General features: G+C 53.7%; 22 protein-coding genes. 6 read left to right on the top strand and 16 right to left on the bottom strand.

Going from position 1 to position 22,455, the window contains the following annotated elements; genetic code table 11:
* Positions 1–5 precede the first annotated feature (5 nt).
* Complete coding sequence (locus IP581_RS01560) at positions 6–779, top strand: amino acid ABC transporter substrate-binding protein (protein ID WP_086873927.1); 774 nt, start codon at positions 6–8, stop codon at positions 777–779.
* A gap of 331 nt (positions 780–1,110) precedes the next feature.
* Here the strand turns inward: IP581_RS01560 and ssb1 are convergent, their stop codons facing one another.
* Positions 1,111–1,635: a single-stranded DNA-binding protein SSB1 gene (gene ssb1, locus IP581_RS01555; RefSeq protein WP_061498794.1), complete on the bottom strand. Its 525-nt coding sequence runs from the start codon at positions 1,633–1,635 to the stop codon at positions 1,111–1,113.
* Between the two features lie 261 nt (positions 1,636–1,896).
* Between ssb1 and uvrA the strand changes: the two genes are divergently transcribed.
* A complete protein-coding gene (uvrA, locus tag IP581_RS01550; RefSeq protein WP_086873926.1) occupies positions 1,897–4,722 on the top strand; it encodes an excinuclease ABC subunit UvrA in 2,826 nt (941 codons plus the stop codon).
* Here the strand turns inward: uvrA and IP581_RS01545 are convergent, their stop codons facing one another.
* A complete protein-coding gene (locus IP581_RS01545; protein ID WP_086873925.1) occupies positions 4,723–5,076 on the bottom strand; it encodes an MmcQ/YjbR family DNA-binding protein in 354 nt (117 codons plus the stop codon).
* Positions 5,077–5,310: 234 nt separating this feature from the next.
* Between IP581_RS01545 and IP581_RS01540 the strand changes: the two genes are divergently transcribed.
* Positions 5,311–6,066 carry a response regulator gene (locus IP581_RS01540; protein ID WP_228007801.1) on the top strand — a complete coding sequence of 252 codons (756 nt, stop codon included), beginning with the start codon at positions 5,311–5,313 and terminating at the stop codon, positions 6,064–6,066.
* Between the two features lie 50 nt (positions 6,067–6,116).
* Here the strand turns inward: IP581_RS01540 and IP581_RS01535 are convergent, their stop codons facing one another.
* From IP581_RS01535 to dnaB, 8 genes are all read right to left on the bottom strand, one after another.
* On the bottom strand, positions 6,117–7,007 hold the full coding sequence (locus IP581_RS01535) for a GNAT family protein (RefSeq protein WP_193821591.1): 891 nt from the start codon (positions 7,005–7,007) through the stop codon (positions 6,117–6,119).
* 80 nt (positions 7,008–7,087) lie between these two features.
* Entirely contained in the window at positions 7,088–7,504 is a 417-nt protein-coding gene (locus tag IP581_RS01530; protein ID WP_086873922.1) for a secondary thiamine-phosphate synthase enzyme YjbQ, read from the bottom strand.
* 69 nt (positions 7,505–7,573) lie between these two features.
* Positions 7,574–8,281, bottom strand: coding sequence for an acid phosphatase AphA (gene aphA, locus IP581_RS01525; protein ID WP_193821590.1), 708 nt, complete (start codon positions 8,279–8,281; stop codon positions 7,574–7,576).
* Positions 8,282–8,469: 188 nt separating this feature from the next.
* On the bottom strand, positions 8,470–9,663 hold the full coding sequence (gene tyrB, locus IP581_RS01520; protein WP_086873920.1) for an aromatic amino acid transaminase: 1,194 nt from the start codon (positions 9,661–9,663) through the stop codon (positions 8,470–8,472).
* A 99-nt stretch (positions 9,664–9,762) separates the two neighbouring features.
* Positions 9,763–10,767: an AAA family ATPase gene (locus tag IP581_RS01515; protein ID WP_193822623.1), complete on the bottom strand. Its 1,005-nt coding sequence runs from the start codon at positions 10,765–10,767 to the stop codon at positions 9,763–9,765.
* Complete coding sequence (pnuC, locus tag IP581_RS01510; RefSeq protein WP_193821589.1) at positions 10,764–11,321, bottom strand: nicotinamide riboside transporter PnuC; 558 nt, start codon at positions 11,319–11,321, stop codon at positions 10,764–10,766. The genes IP581_RS01515 and pnuC overlap by 4 nt, the downstream gene beginning before the upstream one ends.
* 12 nt (positions 11,322–11,333) lie before the next feature.
* Entirely contained in the window at positions 11,334–12,413 is a 1,080-nt protein-coding gene (gene alr / locus IP581_RS01505; RefSeq protein WP_086873918.1) for an alanine racemase, read from the bottom strand.
* Between the two features lie 142 nt (positions 12,414–12,555).
* Complete coding sequence (gene dnaB, locus IP581_RS01500) at positions 12,556–13,962, bottom strand: replicative DNA helicase (RefSeq protein ID WP_086873917.1); 1,407 nt, start codon at positions 13,960–13,962, stop codon at positions 12,556–12,558.
* Positions 13,963–14,021: 59 nt separating this feature from the next.
* Between dnaB and IP581_RS01495 the strand changes: the two genes are divergently transcribed.
* Positions 14,022–15,005 carry a quinone oxidoreductase gene (locus IP581_RS01495; protein ID WP_193821588.1) on the top strand — a complete coding sequence of 328 codons (984 nt, stop codon included), beginning with the start codon at positions 14,022–14,024 and terminating at the stop codon, positions 15,003–15,005.
* Positions 15,006–15,193: 188 nt separating this feature from the next.
* Here the strand turns inward: IP581_RS01495 and pspG are convergent, their stop codons facing one another.
* Together pspG and dusA are read right to left on the bottom strand one after the other, a co-directional pair.
* Complete coding sequence (gene pspG / locus IP581_RS01490) at positions 15,194–15,436, bottom strand: envelope stress response protein PspG (RefSeq protein WP_086873915.1); 243 nt, start codon at positions 15,434–15,436, stop codon at positions 15,194–15,196.
* Positions 15,437–15,571: 135 nt separating this feature from the next.
* Complete coding sequence (gene dusA, locus IP581_RS01485) at positions 15,572–16,609, bottom strand: tRNA dihydrouridine(20/20a) synthase DusA (RefSeq protein ID WP_086873914.1); 1,038 nt, start codon at positions 16,607–16,609, stop codon at positions 15,572–15,574.
* A gap of 269 nt (positions 16,610–16,878) precedes the next feature.
* On the opposite strand from dusA, the gene ycaC reads away from it, so the two are divergent.
* Complete coding sequence (gene ycaC / locus IP581_RS01480) at positions 16,879–17,502, top strand: isochorismate family cysteine hydrolase YcaC (RefSeq protein ID WP_086873913.1); 624 nt, start codon at positions 16,879–16,881, stop codon at positions 17,500–17,502.
* 74 nt (positions 17,503–17,576) lie between these two features.
* Here ycaC and traF read toward each other — a convergent pair whose 3' ends face one another.
* Positions 17,577–18,893 (bottom strand): conjugal transfer protein TraF, encoded by a 1,317-nt coding sequence (traF, locus tag IP581_RS01475; protein WP_086873912.1) that lies wholly within the window; start codon positions 18,891–18,893, stop codon positions 17,577–17,579.
* Positions 18,894–19,173: 280 nt separating this feature from the next.
* Between traF and zur the strand changes: the two genes are divergently transcribed.
* Complete coding sequence (zur, locus tag IP581_RS01470; RefSeq protein ID WP_020456115.1) at positions 19,174–19,689, top strand: zinc uptake transcriptional repressor Zur; 516 nt, start codon at positions 19,174–19,176, stop codon at positions 19,687–19,689.
* A 310-nt stretch (positions 19,690–19,999) separates the two neighbouring features.
* Here the strand turns inward: zur and IP581_RS01465 are convergent, their stop codons facing one another.
* The 3 genes from IP581_RS01465 to lexA form a co-directional block, all read right to left on the bottom strand.
* Positions 20,000–20,209 (bottom strand): CsbD family protein, encoded by a 210-nt coding sequence (locus IP581_RS01465; RefSeq protein WP_007372427.1) that lies wholly within the window; start codon positions 20,207–20,209, stop codon positions 20,000–20,002.
* A gap of 178 nt (positions 20,210–20,387) precedes the next feature.
* Complete coding sequence (gene dinF / locus IP581_RS01460) at positions 20,388–21,722, bottom strand: MATE family efflux transporter DinF (protein WP_193821587.1); 1,335 nt, start codon at positions 21,720–21,722, stop codon at positions 20,388–20,390.
* An 81-nt stretch (positions 21,723–21,803) separates the two neighbouring features.
* A complete protein-coding gene (gene lexA, locus IP581_RS01455; protein WP_017459437.1) occupies positions 21,804–22,421 on the bottom strand; it encodes a transcriptional repressor LexA in 618 nt (205 codons plus the stop codon).
* Positions 22,422–22,455 lie beyond the last annotated feature (34 nt).

Here is a 22,455-nt window from a genome sequence, read left to right as displayed (position 1 = left end):
CGCAGATGAAAGCATTCGCAACACTGGTGATAGCTGGCGTGATGCAGCTGGGCTTTGCTCACGCGGCGCTGGCGCAGGATGATCTGGCAAAAATTCAATCCGCCGGAGTGTTAAAGATTGGCACCGAAGGGACTTATCCGCCGTTCACTTTTCATAATGCCTCCGGCAAGCTGGAAGGGTTTGATGTCGAAATCGGCCAGGAGATTGCCAAGCGCCTGAAAGTGAATGCCCAGTTTGTTGAAGGCAAATGGGATGGCCTGATCGCCGGTATTGATGCCAACCGCTACGATGCGGTAATAAATCAGGTGGGCATTACGCCGGAACGCCAGAAAAAATATGACTTCTCCGAGCCGTATATCGCCTCCAAAGCGGTGCTGATCGTTAACAGCAAAAACACGGCAATTACCCGTTTTGAAGATTTAAAAGGCAAAAAATCCGCCCATACGCTGACCAGCAACTATGCGCAGATCGCCCGTAAATATGGCGCGGAGATCGTTGCCACCGACGGCTTTAACCAGTCTGTCGATTTGGTGGTGCAGGGCCGCGCGGATGCGACCATCAATGACAACCTGTCATTCCTGGATTTCAAAAAACATAAACCAGACGCGCCGGTGAAAATCGTTGCCACGCAGTCGGACGCGGAGAAATCCGGCGTGTTGTTCCGCAAAGGCAACCCGCAATTGAAAGCCGCCATTGATAAAGCACTGGAAGAGATCAAAGCCGACGGCACTTATCAACGCATTTCGCAGAAATACTTCGGCGCGGATGTGTCGAAGTAATGCGTAACCGCTGAATGATAAGCCCCCGCAACGCGCGATTTTTTATGCCGCTGGTTGCTTGCGCACGGGCACCCGTTTTATTTGCGCGCGTGTTCGACAATATGTAAGTTCGACACTATGCAAATCCTGGGCGCTGCGTTTGTGCTGCTTGCCGCAGGCGGCGTTGCGCCCACTGTTGCGGTGTGACTACTGCATCAGTTCAGCGGACGCGGCGCATAATAATAGCTGGCTTAAAGTTGAAAGCTTTCCGGAACCCCGAACCTGGTTGCGGTTTTCTATAGACAAAAAAACCCCGCAAAGCGGGGTTTTTAAATTCGCGGCGTAACGCCAATCAGAACGGAATGTCGTCGTCGAAATCCATCGGCGGTTCGTTAGACGGTGCCGGTGCGGACTGCTGCTGCGGGCGAGACTGCGCGCCGCCGCTGAACTGATTGCCACCCTGCGGCTGCTGAGGCTGACCCCAACCGCCCTGCTGCTGACCGCCACCCGCCGGTGCGCCGCCACCCTGACGGCCACCCAGCATCTGCATGGTGCCGCCAACGTTAACAACGACTTCAGTGGTATATTTTTCCTGACCGGATTGATCGGTCCATTTGCGGGTACGCAGCTGGCCTTCGATGTAAACCTGAGAGCCTTTACGCAGGTATTCACCAGCGACTTCCGCCAGCTTGCCAAACAGCACCACGCGGTGCCATTCGGTCTGCTCTTTCATTTCGCCGGTCTGCTTGTCACGCCAGGATTCGGAAGTAGCCAGCGTAATGTTGGCAACTGCGCCACCACTCGGCATATAGCGTACTTCCGGGTCCTGGCCCAGATTACCGACGAGAATCACCTTGTTTACGCCTCTGCTGGCCATATTGTGTCTCCTGAAAACGTTGCTTGATTCTTAGTAGTGTAAACGCGCGATTGTAGCATTACAAAGCCACACTTAGATAGCTGCGAGGAGGATTCCAGATAATCGCCGCGCGCCATAGTTTGACATACCCGAAGCGAAGATGCATGCGAATACTGTATATTCATTCAGGTTAAATTGTGTCATAATTAGCCGTTTCTGACCGCTGGTTGTCCTTCAAACACACCAGGCAAAAAGTGTTCCTCCGGGTAAAAGGTGAATGGATTGGATAAGATAGAAGTACGGGGCGCCCGCACCCATAATCTCAAAAACATCAACCTCGTCATCCCCCGCGACAAACTGATTGTCGTTACCGGGCTGTCGGGTTCTGGTAAGTCCTCACTGGCTTTCGACACACTCTATGCCGAAGGGCAGCGTCGTTACGTTGAATCACTCTCCGCGTATGCGCGTCAGTTTCTGTCGCTGATGGAAAAACCGGACGTTGACCACATTGAAGGTTTATCGCCCGCCATTTCTATTGAACAAAAATCGACATCCCACAACCCGCGTTCCACCGTTGGTACGATCACGGAAATTCACGATTACCTGCGTCTGCTGTTCGCCCGCGTTGGCGAGCCGCGTTGCCCGGATCACGACGTTCCGCTGGCGGCGCAAACCGTGAGCCAGATGGTGGATAACGTGTTGTCGCAGCCAGAAGGCAAACGCCTGATGCTGCTGGCGCCGGTGATCAAAGAGCGCAAAGGCGAGCACACCAAAACGCTGGAAAACCTTGCAAGCCAGGGTTATATCCGTGCGCGTATTGATGGCGAAGTGTGCGATCTTTCCGATCCGCCGAAGCTCGAGCTACAAAAGAAACACACCATTGAAGTGGTGATTGATCGCTTTAAAGTCCGCGACGATCTCGCCCAGCGCCTGGCGGAATCCTTTGAAACCGCGCTGGAGCTTTCCGGCGGCACGGCCGTGGTTGCCGATATGGACGAGCCGACCGCCGAAGAGCTGCTGTTCTCCGCCAACTTCGCCTGTCCGATTTGTGGCTACAGCATGCGCGAGCTGGAACCGCGTCTGTTCTCATTCAACAACCCGGCTGGCGCCTGCCCGACCTGCGACGGTCTGGGCGTGCAGCAATATTTCGATCCGGATCGCGTGATCCAGAACCCGGAGCTGTCGCTGGCCGGTGGTGCGATCCGCGGTTGGGATCGCCGCAACTTCTACTATTTTCAGATGCTGAAATCGCTGGCGGAACACTACAAATTCGATGTGGAAGCGCCGTGGGAAAGCCTGAGCGCCAACGTGCAGAAAGTGGTGCTGTCTGGTTCCGGTAAAGAGTCGATTGAGTTCAAATACATGAACGATCGCGGCGATACTTCCGTGCGTCGTCACCCGTTTGAAGGCGTGCTGCATAATATGGAGCGCCGTTACAAAGAGACGGAATCCAGCGCGGTACGTGAAGAGCTGGCGAAATTTATCAGCAATCGCCCGTGCGCCTCCTGTGAAGGGACGCGTCTGCGTCGCGAAGCGCGCCACGTTTTTGTTGAAAACACCCCGCTGCCGACCATTTCCGATATGAGCATCGGCCATGCGATGGACTTCTTCAACAATCTGAAACTTTCCGGCCAGCGGGCAAAAATCGCCGAAAAAGTGCTTAAAGAGATTGGCGATCGCCTGAAGTTCCTGGTGAACGTCGGCCTGAACTACCTGACGCTCTCGCGCTCGGCGGAAACGCTCTCCGGCGGCGAAGCGCAGCGTATTCGTCTGGCAAGCCAGATTGGCGCGGGTCTGGTAGGTGTTATGTACGTGCTGGATGAGCCGTCAATCGGCCTGCATCAGCGCGATAACGAACGTCTGCTCGGCACGCTTATCCATCTGCGTAATCTCGGTAACACGGTGATTGTCGTTGAACACGACGAAGACGCCATTCGCGCCGCCGACCATGTAATCGACATCGGCCCTGGTGCGGGCGTACACGGCGGTCAGGTGGTGGCCGAAGGGACGCTGGATGCCATCATGGCGGTACCGGAATCCCTTACCGGGCAGTACATGAGCGGCAAACGTAAAATTGAGCTGCCGAAACAGCGCGTGAAAGCCGATCCAGAAAAAGTGCTGAAGCTGACCGGCGCGCGCGGTAACAACCTGAAAGATGTGACGTTGACGCTACCGGTGGGCCTGTTCACCTGTATCACCGGCGTTTCCGGTTCCGGTAAATCGACGCTGATCAACGATACGCTGTTCCCGATCGCCCAGCGTCAGTTGAACGGCGCGACCATCGCCGAACCGGCTCCGTATCGCGATGTGCAGGGGCTGGAGCATTTCGACAAAGTCATTGATATCGACCAGAGCCCGATTGGGCGCACGCCGCGCTCCAACCCGGCCACTTATACCGGCGTCTTTACGCCGGTACGCGAGCTGTTTGCCGGCGTGCCGGAGTCCCGCTCGCGCGGTTACACGCCGGGGCGCTTCAGCTTTAACGTACGCGGCGGTCGCTGTGAAGCGTGTCAGGGTGACGGCGTAATCAAGGTTGAGATGCACTTTCTGCCGGATATTTACGTGCCGTGCGACCAGTGCAAAGGCAAGCGCTACAACCGCGAAACGCTGGAGATCAAATACAAAGGCAAGACCATCCATGAAGTGCTGGATATGACTATCGAAGAAGCACGCGAGTTCTTCGATGCTGTTCCGGCGCTGGCGCGTAAGCTGCAAACGCTGATGGATGTTGGCCTGACCTATATTCGTCTTGGACAGTCGGCTACGACGCTTTCCGGCGGTGAGGCCCAGCGCGTGAAACTGGCGCGCGAGCTGTCGAAACGCGGCACCGGGCAGACGCTCTATATCCTCGACGAACCGACCACCGGCCTGCACTTTGCGGATATCCAGCAGTTGCTGGATGTGTTGCATCAGTTACGGGATCAGGGCAACACCATTGTGGTGATTGAGCACAACCTGGACGTGATTAAAACGGCGGACTGGATTGTCGACCTCGGCCCGGAAGGCGGTAGCGGCGGCGGCGAGATTCTGGTCTCCGGCACACCGGAAACGGTCGCCGAATGCGAAGCCTCTCACACGGCGCGCTTCCTCAAACCGATGCTGAAGTAATTACACGGAGAGTTGCTGCCGGACCTGTTCCGGCACCAACTCAATCGCCTGTTGATACGACGCATCCACCAGATAGTAAATCTGCGAATCCGGTAGCGAACCATCAAGATAAACGGTACTCCAGTGTGCTTTATTCAAATGGCGGCTGGGGCGCACATCTTCATGCTGCTGGCGCAGTAAATCCGTCAGTTCGGGGCTTGCTTTCAGCGACGCGGCCGGCCGCCCTTCTACCTCTTTCACCATCGCAAACAGCACATCCGCAACTTTGATTTGTGTTGCTTTCCAGTCGCTGTGCACGCTCTGTTCAGCGCCGGGCTTCGCCATGCAATATTGCAATAACTCGGAAATTGTCACTTTTGCTTCTCCTTGTCATGTCGTGGTGGGGATCGCGATCGGCATAAATACGTCATTAAAGCGTAGTGTATGGATAAAAAAATCGTGGGTCGTTACAAAACCTGACGATTAACACAACCTAAACAGAACAGAGAACGCTGGAACCTTTTGTGTTTTAGAGTGACAAATAGTTACAAGTAGAAAGTAACCGTTATTTTTTCATTTTTTTCAATAAGATAAAAACAGCACATTGATGTGCAATTGATTGCGGATAAAAGAGAAAACTCCCGGAGATGCCTGATGAGCATATTACATGGCGAGAAGAAAACCGTTCTTGTCGCTGAAGATGATAGTGATATTGCCGGTGTGATTATTGCTTACCTTGAACGCGACAAGTTCGCGGTGATTCATGCCGCTGATGGCGAAAAAGCAATCAGGATGGCAGAACAATATCAGCCTGATTTTATTATTCTGGATATCAAAATGCCGAAAAAGGATGGCTGGCAAGTGCTGATGGAGCTACGCCAGACCACCGATGTCCCGATTATGATGCTGACGGCGATGGACACCGACGCGGATAAGATCCAGGCCTTGAAAACGGGCGCTGATGATTTTCTGGTGAAACCGTTCAACCCGGAGGAATTAGTCGCCAGGGTGCATGTTATTTTAAAAAGAAGCCAGCAATATCATGCCCGGGAAAACCTGAAACTGTATAAAACCAGAAATATTGAAATTAATAAAATCACGCACCAGGTTTACGTTGGTTCGATGAAAATGGATTTATCTACAGACTTAACCTCAACAGAGTTTAAGATATTGATGCATTTAATTCGCTACCCGCAACGTGTCTTTACGCGCGAAGAGATTATGAATTCTTGCATGCCAGAGGGTAATGCCTGCGATCGTACTGTGGATAGCCATGTCAGCAAATTAAGAAAGAAGATCCAGCAGGCGGGTATTGTCAATGTGCCGGAGTGCGTTCGCGGCTTCGGCTATCGGCTGGGAGATTAATCTAACAAAACAGGCTTCTGGCGGGGGATAACCACCGCCGGAAGCCTCCATTAAAACAGCGTCCTGCCCAACGGCAGAATGTCGCACCACTGTTTTTTATAGTGCCAGTAATCTTTATAGACCCCGAGAGAAAATTTGAATTCTTTACCTTTAGCGGTACATAGTTCTTTCGCCTTGCAAATATTCACCCACAATAAAATACTGCCTAAATTAAATTCAGGGTAGTCTTGCGAATATCCACCATTAATATCATCGAAATAAAAATAGCCATCACATTCGGCCATAAAAATAATATCAAAGGCGCAGGGTCGACCATGGATAAATAATACTGCACCAAAGAGTAAATGCCGTAATGCGGCAAATGTTTTGATTAAGTCATCACGCGCAAAACAGTAAATTTTACCCTGCCAGCGCTGTTTGAACACGTCGATATAAATGTCAGCCAGCTCACTATCTGAAAAGTCATCAACCCAGCGAACCTCACCGCCACAGGCAAGAAACTTTTTCATTTCGCCGTTGCGCTTTTTCTGTGACGCTTTCGAGAGGCTCTCTTTGACGTAGCAGATCTTATTTTTTAAATAACAGCTGAATAAAACATTGAGAAAATTTGTTCGATGGTGCGGCGACAACCGTTTGGTAATAGCGGGTAAATACCCCACTTTTGTCGTTTGCAGCGGCAGTATGATGTCATCGAAAACAAAGGGGTAACGCCGATCCTGTAGCGATAACGCCCCATTTACTGCGTAACACGCGCCCACATAAACCTGCTTGCGACGAATAGCGTAAAAAGCCAGCGTCGCCCCCGTTTCAGCACTTAAAAATTGCAACACATCCGGATGTGTACAGACCGAACCGCCACGTTGTTGCCAGACCATTTTGTAGGTGGCGAAATCGCACGGTTCCCAACCGCACAGCCACGCGAAAACATTCCGTAAAACCATAACTACCCCGTGTTATCAGACGCACCCACATGTCTTTATGCAGGCTTATAACCGGGGTATATGGAGGTTTGATGGAGCGGTTACTCTCCTTGCAGCGTGGCGATGATTTTGCGCGACCCGCCGTGAATACGGTGTTCACCAAGCCAAATTCCCTGCCATGTGCCAAGCACCACGCGCCCTTTTTGCACGGGCAGCAGCAGCGAAACGCCAAGCGTAGAGGATTTAATGTGCGACGGCATATCATCCGGCCCTTCGTAATCATGCTCATACGGCGCGTTGTCCGGCACGGCCTGCAGAAAATGCTGCTCCATATCGTGGCGCACGGTGGGATCGCAATTCTCGTTCAGGGTGAGCGAAGCAGAGGTGTGCTGCAGCAATAAATGCAGCAAACCAACGTTAATGCGGGAAATATCGCGAAGTTGCCCAAGCACCTCGTCCGTCACCAGATGAAACCCGCGCGGCTTCGCGCCAAGCGTAAGCGTTTGTTGATACCACATGCACATCTCCTGTCAGCAAAATGAACTCTTGTCAGTGTGGCAGCAGGCGGCGAAACAGGAAAGCTCAGGCTAATACTCGGAGTTCACAATCACTTCCTCACCCAGTGCGCCCGCCTGCGGTAAAGGGCGATAGGTTGAATTTGAAGCGCGTAACACGCGAATTGGCCGGGCTTCGCTTTCACGCGCGGCGGAGATATCGCTGTCAGAATCGCCATAGAAAATGCGGATTTTATTCGCTTTCAGCCACTGGGTTTTGCTGTTCTGACCGGGCTTATCGCCGGCGAAAATCACCGGGTTCATATTGGCCGCAGGAATTAGAAAATCGTCCTGTAGCGTTTTACTCACCGTTTCAGTTTTTGTCGGGCTGCGTCCGGTGATGAAAAAGATGCTGTCACCGCGCTTTACATGCATCGCAATCAGACGGCGGGCCACTTCTTTCGGAATACTGAAGTCGTCCCAGCCGTTGTTCATCTTTTCCCAAAACGCCGGGTTTTGTAGATAGGCTTCGCTCTCCGGCGACCAGGTTCTTTTACCGCGCCAGAAACCGGGGCTGGAAAACAGCACCGTGTCGTCAATATCAAATCCGACCGCCATTGGTGGGCGTTCGATCAGAGAATTTTCAATTTGCGCCACAGAAACCCAGTGAACAGGCGCTTGTTCGGCCAGTTTGGCAACATTGGTGCCTTCAGATACCGGCGTGGGCGCCGAAGCGTAAACCGCGCTGCCAAACGTCATCCACAGGCAGACCGCGCCGAGCGCGCGTATGAACTTTCGCATATTTATCCCTAAATGATCAGTTCGTTATATTTTATTAATGGTGCGAATGGTCAAAATGTTACCAGACCATACCTTGTGAGGCCGATGAAAAAAAGGATTTTTTGCAGAATATTCAGAGAATAAGCGAATACTGAGGCATAAATAATCCCCTGCCAGAACGCAGGGGACAGGAAAAAGTAAGTGGATGCTTACATTACTGCGGCGAATGCTTTCGCCACGCGGTGCACATTGCGGCTATTCAGACCGGCGACGCACATCCGTCCGCTGGCGATGAGATAAACGCCAAACTCTTCACGCAGACGATCAACCTGCGCCGCGCTCAGGCCGGTATAACTGAACATTCCGCGCTGTTTAAGCAGATAATCGAAATTACCGCCCGGTACTGCCTCTTTCAGCACGGTGACCAGTTCCTGGCGCATCGCCAGAATGCGCGTACGCATGGCTTCCACTTCCGCCAGCCAGGAGGCTTTCAGGCCTGCGTCGCCAAGCACTGTCGCCACCAGCTGTGCGCCAAAATTCGGCGGGCTGGAGTAGTTACGGCGCACGGTGGCTTTGAGCTGCCCCAGCACACGGCTGGCAGCATCCGCATCGTCACACACCACGGAAAGCCCGCCCACGCGCTCGCCATACAGCGAGAAAATTTTCGAAAATGAGTTGCTGACCAGCGCAGGCAGCCCGGCATGGGCAACCGCGCGGATGGCATAAGCATCGTCTTCCATACCGGCACCAAAACCCTGGTAGGCGATGTCGAGGAATGGGATCAGGTTGCGCGCTTTCAACACCTCAACCACCTGGTCCCACTGCGCATGGGTAAGATCCGCGCCGGTCGGGTTATGGCAGCACGGATGCAGCAGCACAATGCTTTGCGCCGGAAGCGTATTCAGTTTTTCCAGAAAGGCAGCAAAACGCACGCCGTTAGTGGTGCTGTCGTACCAGGGGTAAGTACTCACTACAAACCCGGCGCCTTCAAATATCGCAATATGGTTTTCCCAAGTCGGGTCACTGACCCACACGCCGGAATCTGGAAAGTACCGTTTCAGAAAATCTGCGCCAACTTTCAGCGCACCGGAACCGCCTAATGTCTGGATGGTGGCAACGCGTTTTTGCGCCAGTACCGGGTGCTCTGCACCGAACAGCAGCGGAGCGATGGCGTTGCGATAGCTGTTTAGCCCTTCCATCGGCAGATAGATCGACGCACCGTGCGGCTGCGCGTTCAGGCGCGCTTCGGCCTCGGCTACCGCCTGCAAACGTGGGATGATCCCGTCTTCGTTGTAATACAGCCCGATACTGAGATTGACCTTGTCGCTGCGGGGATCCTCTTTAAAGCGCTCCATCAACGACAGGATAGGGTCGCCGGCGTAGGCGTCAACTTTCTGAAACACGCGTGTACTCTCCAGGTTTACAGTAGGCAAGAACACCACAATAAACCGGAAGCCGAGGAAGATCGAGAGCAGCAACAACGGTGATAAAAAATAAGCGAGTCAGTTACGCAGCGCGGCAAGGATTTGCGCCACACGCTCGCTTACCGAACCACGTACACGCAGAAAGGGAATGCCGCGTTGCGTCAGTTGTTCGCTGTACCAGGCCTGCTGGCGCTGACGGAAGGTTTCATTCTGGCGGGTGCCGTCCTGCACAAACGGGAAATCGTCCTCGCACAGCACCACGAGATGATAATGCCGCTGCGCCAGGGCATAGAGTTCGTCCGGCGCGCGGCCAAACATCGCCAGCGTATAGAACAGCGTTGTTAGCGGCGACGTGTCGCACACCAGCCACTGCCGGGCGTCGGCGGCATCTTCGCGCTGCACCTGTGTTTGCGCGATCGGCAGCATGTCGTCATAAACCAGTTCACCGCCCTTTTCATCCCAACGCTCACGGCCATATTCCGCCACATACGCCGTCTTCAGCGCCTGGGCCAGCGCGATGCTCAGCGTGCTTTTGCCGGTCGATTCTCCACCCAGCAGGCAGATGCGCTGCACGAAATCCCGGTAAACCACGGGCGCTAACATGTGCCGCCAGCGATGAACATCACGACGAATCAGCGTGCCGGAAGGCGCTTGATCACCTTGCTCACGCTGCAAACGCACATGTACGACGGGGCTGGCGAAGCGTTCACTGAGTACGCGGGCAAAGCCGTCGCCGTACTCTTCGGCGGTAAAAACCGCCTGCGGTTGGCAGTGCAGCACTTGCAAACAGATATCTGCCATGTAGTGCCGGTGCAGATCACCATCGGCGTCGTTATGCGGCGGTGTGCGCAACCCGGCGTCAGCAAGGCGCTTTGGTGTTAACACCAGAATGTCACACTGCGGGAAACGCGCACGCAGCCAGCGCTCGCGTTTTTCAGGCTCGCAGCCGGGCAACTCCGGACGGGAATAACTGACTATCCAGACACGCTCACACTGTTCCAGCGCGGCGTTGATCAATCGTTCGTGGCCGCAGTGCAGCGGCGCAAACTTTCCGACAACCAGCCCGCTGGCAAAACGCTTCATCGCGCGGCCATCGCTTTGCGCCACTGATACAGACCATGCCAGGCGTTACACCAGAAGACAAGGTACAACCCGGCGGTAAGCCAGAGGTCGCGCGCGGCATACAGCGGCACGGCGATGGTGTTGACCAGCAACCAGAAATACCAGCTTTCGAGCCTGCGCCCCATCAGCATAAATTGCGCGAGCACACTGAAAACCATAATGGCGGAGTCCAGCCACGGCGACCACGCGTTGGTAAAACGGTGCAACAGCCAGGCGTAACACCCGGCGACAATCAGCGCGCCCGCTAACATCAGCAACAAATGGTTAAGCGGCGTTTTGCGCACCGCCAGTTCGCTGCCGTGGTTGCCTTTCAGCCAGTTGATCCACCCGGCAATACTGCTGGCAATAAAGAACAGTTGCAGTGTGACATCGGCATAGAGCTGTACAGAATAGAACACCCAGCCATACAGCACACAGCCGATAATCCCCGTCCACCAGGTGTGCATATTATTGCGCGCGGCGAGCCACACAGAGAGGGCATAAGCCAGGCAAGCGGCGATTTCCATTGGCGACAAGGCGTAATCCTTTTAGTCGATGTATTTTAACGTCGCCCGCGAAGTCAGGCGTGTGATAAGTTCGTAAGCACTTACTTTTGTTGCTTCAGCAATGCGTTCAACAGGCAAACCTTCACCCCACAGCACCACTTCATCACCGGCTTTGTCTTGTGCATCCGGGCCGAGATCGACGCAAATCATATCCATCGCCACACGCCCGACTATCGGTACTTCGCGGCCATTAACCAGCACCGGTGTGCCGGAAGGTGCAGCGCGTGGATAGCCATCGCCGTAACCCATTGCCACTACGCCTAAACGCGTGTCGCGCGTGCTTTGCCACGTACCACCGTAACCGACCGCATCACCCGCTTTATGCTCGCGCACGGCGATCAGTTGCGAAGTGAGCGTCATGACGGGCTGAAAACCGAAATCCGCGCCCCACGGTTTATGATCGAGCGGCGAAACACCGTACAGAATAATGCCAGGGCGAACCCAGTCGAAGTGCGATTGTGGCCACAGCAGCGTACCACCGGAAGCGGCAATGGAACGCAGGCCGGGTTTGCCATCGGTAAACGTGGTGAAGAGATCAAGCTGGCGCTCTGTTGCGCCGCATTCGGGCTCGTCGGCGCGGGCAAAATGGCTGGCAACGTTGACCGGCTGGCGCACATTTTTGCACTGTGACAAACGCGCATAAAAAGCCTCCGCTTCATGCGGATGTACGCCAAGGCGGTGCATACCGGTATCGAGCTTCATCCACACGGTTACCGGCGATGTCAGCGTTGCCGTTTCCAGCGCTTCCAGTTGTTCAACGCTGTGAATAACCGTATGCAGCTGGTGTTCAGCGACCAGTGGCAGGTCACTGGCGGCGAAGAAACCTTCCAGTAGCAAAATCGGTTGTGTGATGCCGCCCGCGCGTAATTGCAGGGCTTCTTCAAGACGGGAGACACCGAAAGCATCGGCATCGGGGAGCGTTCGCGCGGTCTCGAGAAGACCGTGTCCATAGGCGTTCGCTTTCACGACCGCAACCACACGGCTGGCGGGAGCCAGTTCGCGCAGGCGTTGCAGATTGTGTCGCAGAGCGCGGCGGTTTACTACTACGGTTGCCGCTTGCATTTACATTACCCTTAAAGCAATCGTCAACATCATTCGACTACAGGTAGACGACAAGCCCGTGGCTCCCGGCGGTGCAGTAAACCAGACGGCCGGGATCAGCGAACGCCGTTAACGCTCCTGTAATGCGAAGGATGAAGAGGATTTATTCGTCGTCGTATTGTGGCCCGGCATAATTATCAAAGCGCGACCACTGCCCGTTAAATGTCAGACGCACGGTACCAATCGGCCCGTTACGCTGTTTACCAATAATGATTTCTGCAATGCCTTTTAAGTCACTGTTTTCGTGATAAACCTCGTCACGATAAATAAACATGATCAGGTCGGCGTCCTGCTCGATGGAACCAGATTCACGGAGATCCGAGTTCACCGGGCGCTTATCGGCGCGCTGCTCAAGGGAGCGGTTAAGCTGTGACAGCGCCACCACCGGCACCTGTAACTCTTTCGCCAGCGCTTTGAGCGAGCGGGAGATTTCAGCGATTTCCAGCGTACGGTTATCCGACAACGACGGTACACGCATCAGTTGCAGATAGTCGATCATGATAAGCCCAATGCCGCCATGTTCGCGGGCGATGCGCCGCGCACGGGAGCGAACTTCCGTCGGCGTCAGGCCGGAAGAGTCATCAATATAGATATTGCGTTTTTCCAGCAGGATGCCCATGGTGCCGGAGATGCGCGCCCAGTCTTCATCGTCCAGTTGGCCGGTACGAATGCGCGTCTGATCGACACGCGAAAGGGAGGCCAGCGAACGCATCATAATCTGTTCGGAGGGCATCTCAAGGCTGAAAATTAATACCGGTTTATCCTGTAACATCGCCGCATTTTCGACGAGGTTCATTGCAAATGTTGTTTTACCCATCGACGGACGCGCGGCGACGATAATCAAATCCGACGGCTGCAAACCGGCGGTTTTCTTGTTCAGATCGTCATAACCGGTGTTAACGCCGGTCACGCCATCATGCGGCTGCTGGAAAAGCTGTTCGATGCGCGAAACGGTCGCTTCAAGCACATCGGCGATGTTTTTCGGGCCTTCGTCTTTATTCGCGCGGCTTTCGGCAATTTTAAAAACGCGAGATTCGGCAAGGTCGAGCAGATCTTCGCTGGTGCGCCCCTGCGGATCAAAACCGGCGTTGGCGATTTCATTCGCGACAGAAATCATTTCGCGCACTACCGCGCGTTCGCGCACGATATCGGCATAAGCGCTGATATTTGCCGCACTTGGCGTATTTTTGGAGAGCTCCGCCAGATAAGCAAAACCGCCAACAATGTCCAGTTGCCCCTGGCGCTCCAGCGATTCCGCGAGCGTTATCAGGTCGATGGGTTTGCCCATCTCCTGCAAGCGGTGCATCTCGGTAAAAATGTGGCGGTGCGGACGGGTATAAAAATCATCCGCCACGACCCGTTCAGCGACATCATCCCAGCGCTCGTTATCCAGCATTAAACCGCCCAACACCGACTGCTCCGCTTCAATAGAATGCGGAGGCACTTTCATCCCCTCGAGCTGTACGTCGCGGGTTTCAGTCTGTTTGTTGAAGGGTTTATTTCCTGCCATAGTGAATGGAGCTATCCGGGTTATGAATGGGTTGAGAGATTATCACATCAGGAGGAAGCATGGCGACGAGAATAGAATTTCAAAAGCATGGTGGGCCTGAGGTGCTTAAAGCGGTTGAGTTCACCCCCGCTGCGCCAGCGGAAAACGAAGTGCAGGTAGAAAATAAAGCCATTGGCATCAACTATATCGATACCTATATCCGTAGCGGGTTATATCCACCGCCGGCATTACCAAGCGGGCTGGGCACCGAAGCGGCAGGCGTGGTAAGCAAGGTGGGCAGCGGCGTCACGCAGGTGAAAGTGGGCGATCGCGTGGTATATGCACAATCGGGTCTGGGCGCGTACAGCTCGGTACACAACATTCTGGCGGATAAAGTTGCGGTGTTGCCAAACGCTATCTCCTTTGAACAAGCGGCGGCGTCATTCCTGAAAGGGCTGACGGTGTTTTATCTGCTGCGTAAAACCTACGAAATCAAGCCAGATGAAATGTTCCTGTTCCATGCTGCCGCCGGTGGTGTCGGGCTGATTGCCTGCCAGTGGGCAAAAGCGCTCGGCGCGAAGCTGATTGGCACCGTGGGTTCCGCGCAAAAAGCGCAGCGCGCATTACAGGCGGGCGCCTGGCAGGTGATCAACTACAGCGAAGAGAATGTGGTTGAACGTGTCAAAGAACTCACCGGTGGGAAAAAGGTGGCGGTGGTGTACGACTCGGTAGGAAAAGACACCTGGGAAACGTCGCTTGATTGTCTGCGCCGTCGCGGATTAATGGTGAGTTTTGGCAACTCTTCCGGCCCGGTTACTGGTGTGAATCTGGGCATTCTTAACCAGAAAGGCTCGCTCTACGCCACACGTCCTTCCCTCAATGGCTATGTCACTAACCGGGAAGAGTTGCAGGAAGCCAGTAATGAGCTGTTTTCGCTGATTGCCAGTGGGGTTATCAAAGTGGATGTGGCCGACAGCCAGAAGTTCGCGCTGCAAGATGCGCAGCGGGCGCATGAAGTGCTGGAGAGCCGGGCGACGCAGGGCTCAAGCCTGCTGATCCCTTAAGCTAATTGCCTGAAAGAATTAGGGCTTCCCGTGGGAAGCCCTTTCTTTTTTAGTTCGGCTGCATTGTAGGGTACAGCGCGATGAATTCGTTAACGTCGCGATAGTGACAGATTTAATAAGTAAATCCTATTCGGTTCTAAGCAATGTTGCGGGAAAAGTCTTCGGTATGTGACGAACCACGCAATACTTTAGTAACGCCAACGGTTATTGCGTTGATAACGTGGAACCTTCGGTTCTTTTACGGCACGGATAATCCAGACAACGGCGACGGCCAGCAGCAGCCAGGGCAATAGCTTGATCATCAACGCGAAAAGCCCGCCGAGGAACATGACAGCCGTTGCCACCAGCAGCGCCGCGATGATGCCCAGCAGTGAAACACCGGTCACCAGCAACATAATAAAAAAGCCCACAATAAACAGTAATTCCAGCATGATGGATCTCCCAAAGAGGTAACTCCCGCTGTTATTACAAGAACCATGCCAGGGGAAAATTAGCTTATTTATCAATAAAAAAGCTCCGCGACAGAAGGCGGAGCTTAGTGAATTTGACTACCTTTTGGTGAAATTTTAACGCTTAGACGCCACCAGGTTGAGCGCGTGCTCCACCACCGCGATATCCGCTCCAGCTTTGTGCGCGTTTTCACTCAGATAACGACGCCACTGGCGCGCGCCAGGAACGCCCTGAAACAGCCCCAGCATATGGCGCGTGATATGTCCGAGATACGCGCCCTGGCTCAGTTCACGCTCAATGTAGGGATACATAGCGCGTACCACGGCGACCGGATCGGCATCCGCCACGTCTGCGCCAAAGATCTCCCGGTCAACAGACGCCAGAATACCTGGGTTCTGATACGCTTCGCGCCCGACCATCACGCCATCCACATGCTCCAGATGCGCTTTGGCTTCTTCCAGCGATTTGATCCCGCCGTTAATGGCCATTGTCAGGTGCGGAAAATCACGTTTTAACTGATAAACGCGCGGGTAATCCAGCGGTGGGATTTCCCGGTTCTCTTTCGGGCTTAACCCCGAAAGCCACGCTTTGCGCGCATGGATGATAAAACTTTCACACTCGCCTTTTCCGGCCACGGTGCCAATAAAGTCGCAGAGAAATTCGTAGCTGTCCTGATCGTCAATGCCAATACGCGTTTTGACCGTCACCGGAATCGACACCACATCACGCATCGCTTTGATGCAATCCGCCACCAGTTGCGCTTCGCCCATCAGGCACGCGCCGAAACGGCCATTCTGCACGCGATCGGACGGGCAGCCGACGTTGAGGTTAATTTCATCATACCCGCGCGCTTCGGCCAGCTTCGCACAATGGGCAAGCTGCGCCGGATCGCTACCGCCGAGCTGCAACGCTACCGGATGTTCTTCTTCGCTGTACGCCAGGTAATCGCCCTTGCCATGAATGATGGCACCGGTGGTGACCATTTCGGTGTAGAGCAACGTCTGGCGCGACAGCAGGCGCAAGAAGTAGCGGCAATGTCTGTCCGTCCAGTCGAGCATCGGCGCCACGCTAAACCGGCCATTCCAGTGTTGAGAGGAATGGAGCGGCATTGCGTTGGTTTGATGGGGGTTTGTCATTTCAGGGTTACCGTGCATTTTGGACAGTTTTAAATAGGTTTTCGTATCTGATTTCCGCTCAGGTCCGGCCATCGCCGACGCCTGAAATAGCGGGGGCATTATTCTAGCATAGAGAAAGTGCGTAAACCTGCTGAGACAACGTATGACCTACATTCCCTGTGGATATATGCCCGGGGTCGCCTTGCGCAAAACGGAACCACTACCTAACATTTTTGGTAGGCATAGGAAATGTTCATTAATAGCGAAAGCTATTTATCACCGTAATGGGTCAAAGGGAGTTCAAGGAAATGACTAAACCGTATGTACGTCTTGATAAAAACAATGCCGCTGTGTTGCTCGTCGATCACCAAACGGGCTTGCTGTCATTGGTCAGGGATATCGATCCAGATAAATTCAAAAATAACGTGCTGGCGCTGGCCGACCTCGCTACGTATTTTAAACTACCCACTATTCTGACCACCAGCTTCGAGACGGGCCCGAATGGCCCTCTTGTACCGGAGCTGAAAGCGCAGTTTCCCGATGCCCCCTATATTGCCCGCCCAGGTAATATCAACGCCTGGGATAACGAGGATTTTGTGAAGGCAGTAAAAGCAACGGGTAAGAAACAGTTGATTATTGCGGGAGTGGTGACGGAAGTTTGCGTGGCATTTCCGGCGTTATCCGCGCTGGAAGAGGGCTTCGAGGTGTTTGTTGTCACCGATGCGTCAGGTACATTTAATGAAATTACCCGCCATTCAGCATGGGACCGTATGTCGCAGGCCGGAGCGCAATTGATGACCTGGTTTGGTGTTGCCTGCGAATTACATCGCGACTGGCGTAACGACATTGAAGGATTGGGCAACCTGTTCTCTAACCACATCCCTGACTACCGCAATCTGATGACCAGCTTCAACAAGATGAGTAGCAAATAACCCCACCTGGCTTACTTGTCTGATTTATAAGCATAAAGGAGAACCGGAGGCATTAAGCCTCCGGTGAGAACATCTTAGAATGTGACGCTCAGCTGTGCGCCTGCGCCCCAGGTTTCATCTTCGCCGACCAGCCCCATCAAATCGACATGGACGCGGTTAAACGGTGCAAAACCGACACCGCCAGTGAATACGTTTTTATCGTCACCTTTCACATCCGCACGGTAACCGGCACGCACCGCCAGCCAGCTAAGCGGGCGAACTTCCGCACCGACGCCAACGTATTGTGAATTTTTCTCGCTCTTAAAGCCTTTGGTTTCGGTTAAATCCCCATCAGCGCTTAAGGTCACCAGATCATTGTGCCAGGCCGCACCAGCCGTCACTACCGGGCTAATCTGGTAAGTATCTTTGTAATTAGTGACGTTGCCGGTTCTACCGTTGCGAATACGCACATCCTGGGTATCAATATCGCGGGAGATCAGGTTGGTTCCGGTTAAGCCTACGGTAATGTTTTCGCCAAAGTCAGCTGCCGCACCAACATCAATGTTAAAGCCCGTGTCATCAGTGCGATAGCGGCTGCTATTCCAGTCGCTGCTCTTGTAGTCATAAATGGAGGCGGTGTAGTTGTAGACCCAGGTTTTTTGCAGTTTCGGCGTTACACCAAGGGAAAGCGGTATGCCGCCGACCTCAAACTGGCGCGCCATCGCGATACCAAAGTCAGAAACAATGGCCGCGCGGCCTGCGGCGGTGGAGTTAAGGTTTTTGGTGATCTCTTCACTGCCATTTGGCGAGACAACCGCCCGCAGCGCTTCGCCCAAAGCAATACCGTCGTTGTTCTGAATGCTACGCAGATAATCAATATCTTGTTGATCGACATTCGAACTTACGCGAGCGTGTGCATACGCTTTGGTAACAAAGGCCAGAGAAAGCACATCATTGGGAATGCTCACGGCAAGGCCGGCAGCGGCTTTGGCCTGTGCGGTTTTGCCTTTCAGGAACACCAGTTCGTCAGCCAGATCTTTCGCCGCTCCCTGGAACTGATTCAATGTACCAATCGGGTTAGCAATGACCTGTGCGGCGGTCAGGTTATCGATCACATCCTTGTAACCATCAATTTTGTCATTGATGTTATCGATTTCATCGCGAAGGTTATCTTTGTCGGTAATTTGCGCCTGCACGCTCGGCAGGATAATCGTGATGTCATCTTCCGGCTTGGCTTTTGCCAGCAGTGCCGGGTTGATTAATGCTCCACTGCCATAATTAGCTGATGCAACACCGGTTCCCCCCATTGCATCGTTACGTGCTTCTGCCCAGGTATTGGCTGCTCCTGCTTGATTTGCCGCAAAGAAGGAGACAGCGATAGCGACCACTGAAAGTTTACGTTTTTTATTCACAATATGTGTCTCGTAGCCAGATGAGTTTTTTAAGCCTGCTTATTTTGTAACAAACAGGAATTCACTATTGCTGCGAACAACGACCAAAAAGAAGCTAAATCAAGTGAACGTACAGGATATATGAACGCTATAGTTATTGAGGAAACTCTCACTATTTATAGAAGAGGATATTCATTTCGGGAAGGAAAGCGAGAAAAGGAGTTTACGGGCGGCGATCTCGGCGTTTTGGGCAGGACATGGTAAAGTGTGGCCTTCTATTCCCACTGATCAGAGAGCGCCAATGGATAAGACCACTTCGCAAGAGATGTTAGTGCAGGCTGAAAAGCTGTGCGCGCAGCGCAATGTGCGCCTGACTCCCCAGCGCCTTGAAGTATTGCGATTACTGAGCCTGCAACAAGGGGCGATCAGCGCATATGATTTGCTTGATCTGCTGCGCGAAAGCGAGCCGCAAGCAAAGCCGCCTACCGTTTATCGCGCGCTTGATTTCCTGCTGGAGCAAGGATTTGTCCACAAGGTTGAGTCCACGAACAGCTATGTGCTGTGTCATCTTTTTGATCAGCCGACTCATACTTCTGCGATGTTCATTTGCGACCGCTGTGGTTCGGTGAAAGAAGAGCAGGCCGAAGGTGTGGAAGATATTATGCATGCACTGGCGGCGAAAATGGGTTTTGCCCTACGCCATAATGTTATTGAAGCCCACGGCCTGTGCGCAGCCTGCGTCGAAGTGGAAGCCTGCCGCCATCACGATCACTGCCACCACGACCATAGCGTCCCGCTAAAGAAAAAACCGCGCTAGCGCTGTCCCGCTGTTATTGGTTATTCGATTCACGGCCCCAGCCAGGCGTCGTGTTTTAGTCTGGCGTTAGCCAAACAAATTCAGCAAGAACATAAATACACATGTGAGTTAACGCAGCCAGAAATAGCATGTGAAAGATGAAGTGATACTGCAAAACTTGTGTGCCGCAGGCAGAGGATGCAAACAGGTATACAACTAAGTGGGATACTGCTGGTGCTGAAAAGACGGGAAAAATACAGGGGTGGTACATCCTTGTACCATCGGGTAGGGTAGCCTTCAGAGGGTTAACACATTTGAGGGGATGTGTTGGCTACCAGCGGTAATCATTACGCGTTTCCCAGTCCGTCACTTCTTTTTCCGCCTGATCTTTCGCGTAACCGTAACGTTCCTGGATTTTACCCACCAACTGATCACGTTTACCTTCAATGATCGTCATATCGTCATCGGTGAGTTTGCCCCATTTCTCTTTCACAGTGCCTTTAAACTGTTTCCAGTTACCGCCGACTTCGTCTTTATTCATCATGGACTCCTTATCGTTCGGTTTAAAATGACGTTCTCGCTGTGCTGAACGTACTGATTATTGTAGTCAGGGATTCGGCATTATGAATTTTATTCGGAATCTTTAACCATCTAACAGGATAAAAACAGCGTAAACGAGGCGCAAAAATCGGAGCGCTAAATCAGGGAATAAAGCGCTATCAGGAAGGATCGCTGGCAGCAAACCAGCTATTGTTACGCCAGTGTCGACGCCAGATCAGCGCCAGCGTCAGCCCACGCAGAGCAAGGAACACCGCGAGCGACAACCACAAACCGTGGTTACCCAAAACAGGCACAGTGAGTAATGTAACGGCAAACCCGGCCGCCGCCACCGCCATACTGTTACGCATTTCGGCCGCACGCGTCGCACCAACAAACATACCGTCCAGCAGATAACACCACACTCCCACTAACGGTAAGATGACCTGCCAAATCAGATAATGCCCGGCAAGCTGTTGTAGCGCGGGGAGCGACGTTAACAACGCGATAATTTGCTGACCCGCCAGTGCATAGACAACGGCAAAGAACAGCGCTACCAGACCGGTCTGCCGGCAAGCAGCCCGCCAGATATGCATCAATTGGCTGCCATCTCTGGCACCGTAAGCCTGCCCGGAATGCGCTTCAACCGCATACGCGAAACCATCCAGCGCATAGGCGGTAAAGGTCAAAAACATCATCAGTACCGCGTTTGCCGCCACTGTCTCATCCCCGAGGCGGGCGCCAAACACCGTTATCGAACCAAAGCAGAGTTGCAGCAGCAGCGAACGCAACATGATATCGCGGTTCAGCGCCAGCAAACGCCGCACGCCGCCGCGCCAGGTATTTTTCAGCGTCAGCAATGAAATGCCGCGCATCACCAGTACGTGTCGCACCATCCATAAGCCAATGGCGAAAGTGGCATATTCCGCGATGACCGTGGCAAGTGCCGCGCCTTGCACATTCATATGCAGCCCCATGACCAACCACAGATCGAGCACGATATTGAGCAGATTCCCCACCACCAGCAATATCACCGGTGCGCGCGCATACTGTACGCCGAGCAGCCAACCGAGCAATACCAGATTGCCCAGCGAAGCGGGTGCACTCAACCAGCGAATATCAAGGAACCGCCGCGCCTGTTCCAGTACCGCCTCGCTACCGCCGGTGATATGCAGCGCCAGGTCGATAAGCGGCGTGCGCAGCAGCGCAATCAACACACCGGCCCCAAGCGCCAGCAGCAAAGGCTGGACTAACGCCCGCGCTAGCGCGGGCGCATTTTTCGCGCCGAATGCCTGAGCTGTCAGGCCGGTGGTGCTCATGCGCAAAAAGAGCAGCAGCATAAAGAGGAAACTGGTCGCCGTTGCGCCAATCGCCACACCGCCCAGGTAAACCGGGCTATCCAGATGCCCCACCACAGCCGTATCCACCAGACCCAGCAATGGGACGGTGATATTCGAGAAGATCATCGGCAGCGCAAGTCGCCAGAGCGCTTTATCGGACCCGGTTAGCAGTGGCATGGTATGCATGTAAAAGTGAGTGAGGGAAAAGAAGAGATCGCTGCGGAACCTGAATCAGCCCCGCAGCAAAACGAATGTGCGTTACAGCCACGCGCCATTACGAATGACACCGACCGCTAACCCTTCGATGGTGAAGTTTTGATCGCGCAGATCGACGACGATCGGAGAAAACTCGCTGTTTTCCGGCAACAGTTCGACGGTGTTACCCTGTTTTTTCAAACGCTTGACCGTTACTTCGTCTTCAATACGCGCAACAACAACCTGGCCGTTACGCACATCCTGCGTTTTGTGCACCGCCAGCAGATCGCCATCCATAATGCCAATGTCACGCATCGACATGCCGCTAACGCGCAACAGGAAATCTGCATGAGGTTTAAAGAGGCTCGGATCGACCTGGTAATGACCTTCGATATGCTGCTGCGCCAGCAGCGGCTCACCCGCAGCGACGCGACCAATCAGCGGTAAGCCAATATCGTCCTCTTCTTCTTCAAGCAGCAGGCGAAGGCCGCGTGATGCGCCCGAAACGATTTCGATAACCCCTTTGCGCGCCAGCGCTTTGAGGTGTTCTTCCGCCGCATTTGGGGAACGGAACCCCAATTGCTGTGCGATTTCCGCACGCGTTGGTGGCATACCGGTTTGAGTGATGCGATCGCGAATAAGATCGAACACCTCTTGCTGCCTGGCCGTTAATGCTTTCATCCCGCCCCCTGGGTGTATATACAGTTATGCTGTG

The sequence above is a fragment of the Kosakonia pseudosacchari genome (assembly GCF_015167415.1).
Taxonomy (GTDB): Bacteria; Pseudomonadota; Gammaproteobacteria; order Enterobacterales; family Enterobacteriaceae; genus Kosakonia; species Kosakonia pseudosacchari.
Note: the sequence above shows the minus strand (reverse complement) of the source record. Positions and strands in the feature narration are given on the sequence as shown.

Excerpts from the sequence above, each read along its gene's own strand:
- IP581_RS01560 (WP_086873927.1), top strand. The coding sequence starts at position 6 with ATGAAAGCATTCGCAACACTGGTGATAGCTGGCGTGATGCAGCTGGGC.
- ssb1 (WP_061498794.1), bottom strand. The coding sequence starts at position 1,635 with ATGGCCAGCAGAGGCGTAAACAAGGTGATTCTCGTCGGTAATCTGGGC.
- IP581_RS01535 (WP_193821591.1), bottom strand. The coding sequence starts at position 7,007 with ATGGTTTTACGGAATGTTTTCGCGTGGCTGTGCGGTTGGGAACCGTGC.
- IP581_RS01530 (WP_086873922.1), bottom strand. The coding sequence starts at position 7,504 with ATGTGGTATCAACAAACGCTTACGCTTGGCGCGAAGCCGCGCGGGTTT.
- aphA (WP_193821590.1), bottom strand. The coding sequence starts at position 8,281 with ATGCGAAAGTTCATACGCGCGCTCGGCGCGGTCTGCCTGTGGATGACG.
- IP581_RS01515 (WP_193822623.1), bottom strand. The coding sequence starts at position 10,767 with ATGAAGCGTTTTGCCAGCGGGCTGGTTGTCGGAAAGTTTGCGCCGCTG.
- alr (WP_086873918.1), bottom strand. The coding sequence starts at position 12,413 with ATGCAAGCGGCAACCGTAGTAGTAAACCGCCGCGCTCTGCGACACAAT.
- dnaB (WP_086873917.1), bottom strand. The coding sequence starts at position 13,962 with ATGGCAGGAAATAAACCCTTCAACAAACAGACTGAAACCCGCGACGTA.
- IP581_RS01495 (WP_193821588.1), top strand. The coding sequence starts at position 14,022 with ATGGCGACGAGAATAGAATTTCAAAAGCATGGTGGGCCTGAGGTGCTT.
- pspG (WP_086873915.1), bottom strand. The coding sequence starts at position 15,436 with ATGCTGGAATTACTGTTTATTGTGGGCTTTTTTATTATGTTGCTGGTG.
- dusA (WP_086873914.1), bottom strand. The coding sequence starts at position 16,609 with ATGCACGGTAACCCTGAAATGACAAACCCCCATCAAACCAACGCAATG.
- ycaC (WP_086873913.1), top strand. The coding sequence starts at position 16,879 with ATGACTAAACCGTATGTACGTCTTGATAAAAACAATGCCGCTGTGTTG.
- zur (WP_020456115.1), top strand. The coding sequence starts at position 19,174 with ATGGATAAGACCACTTCGCAAGAGATGTTAGTGCAGGCTGAAAAGCTG.
- IP581_RS01465 (WP_007372427.1), bottom strand. The coding sequence starts at position 20,209 with ATGAATAAAGACGAAGTCGGCGGTAACTGGAAACAGTTTAAAGGCACT.
- dinF (WP_193821587.1), bottom strand. The coding sequence starts at position 21,722 with ATGCCACTGCTAACCGGGTCCGATAAAGCGCTCTGGCGACTTGCGCTG.
- lexA (WP_017459437.1), bottom strand. The coding sequence starts at position 22,421 with ATGAAAGCATTAACGGCCAGGCAGCAAGAGGTGTTCGATCTTATTCGC.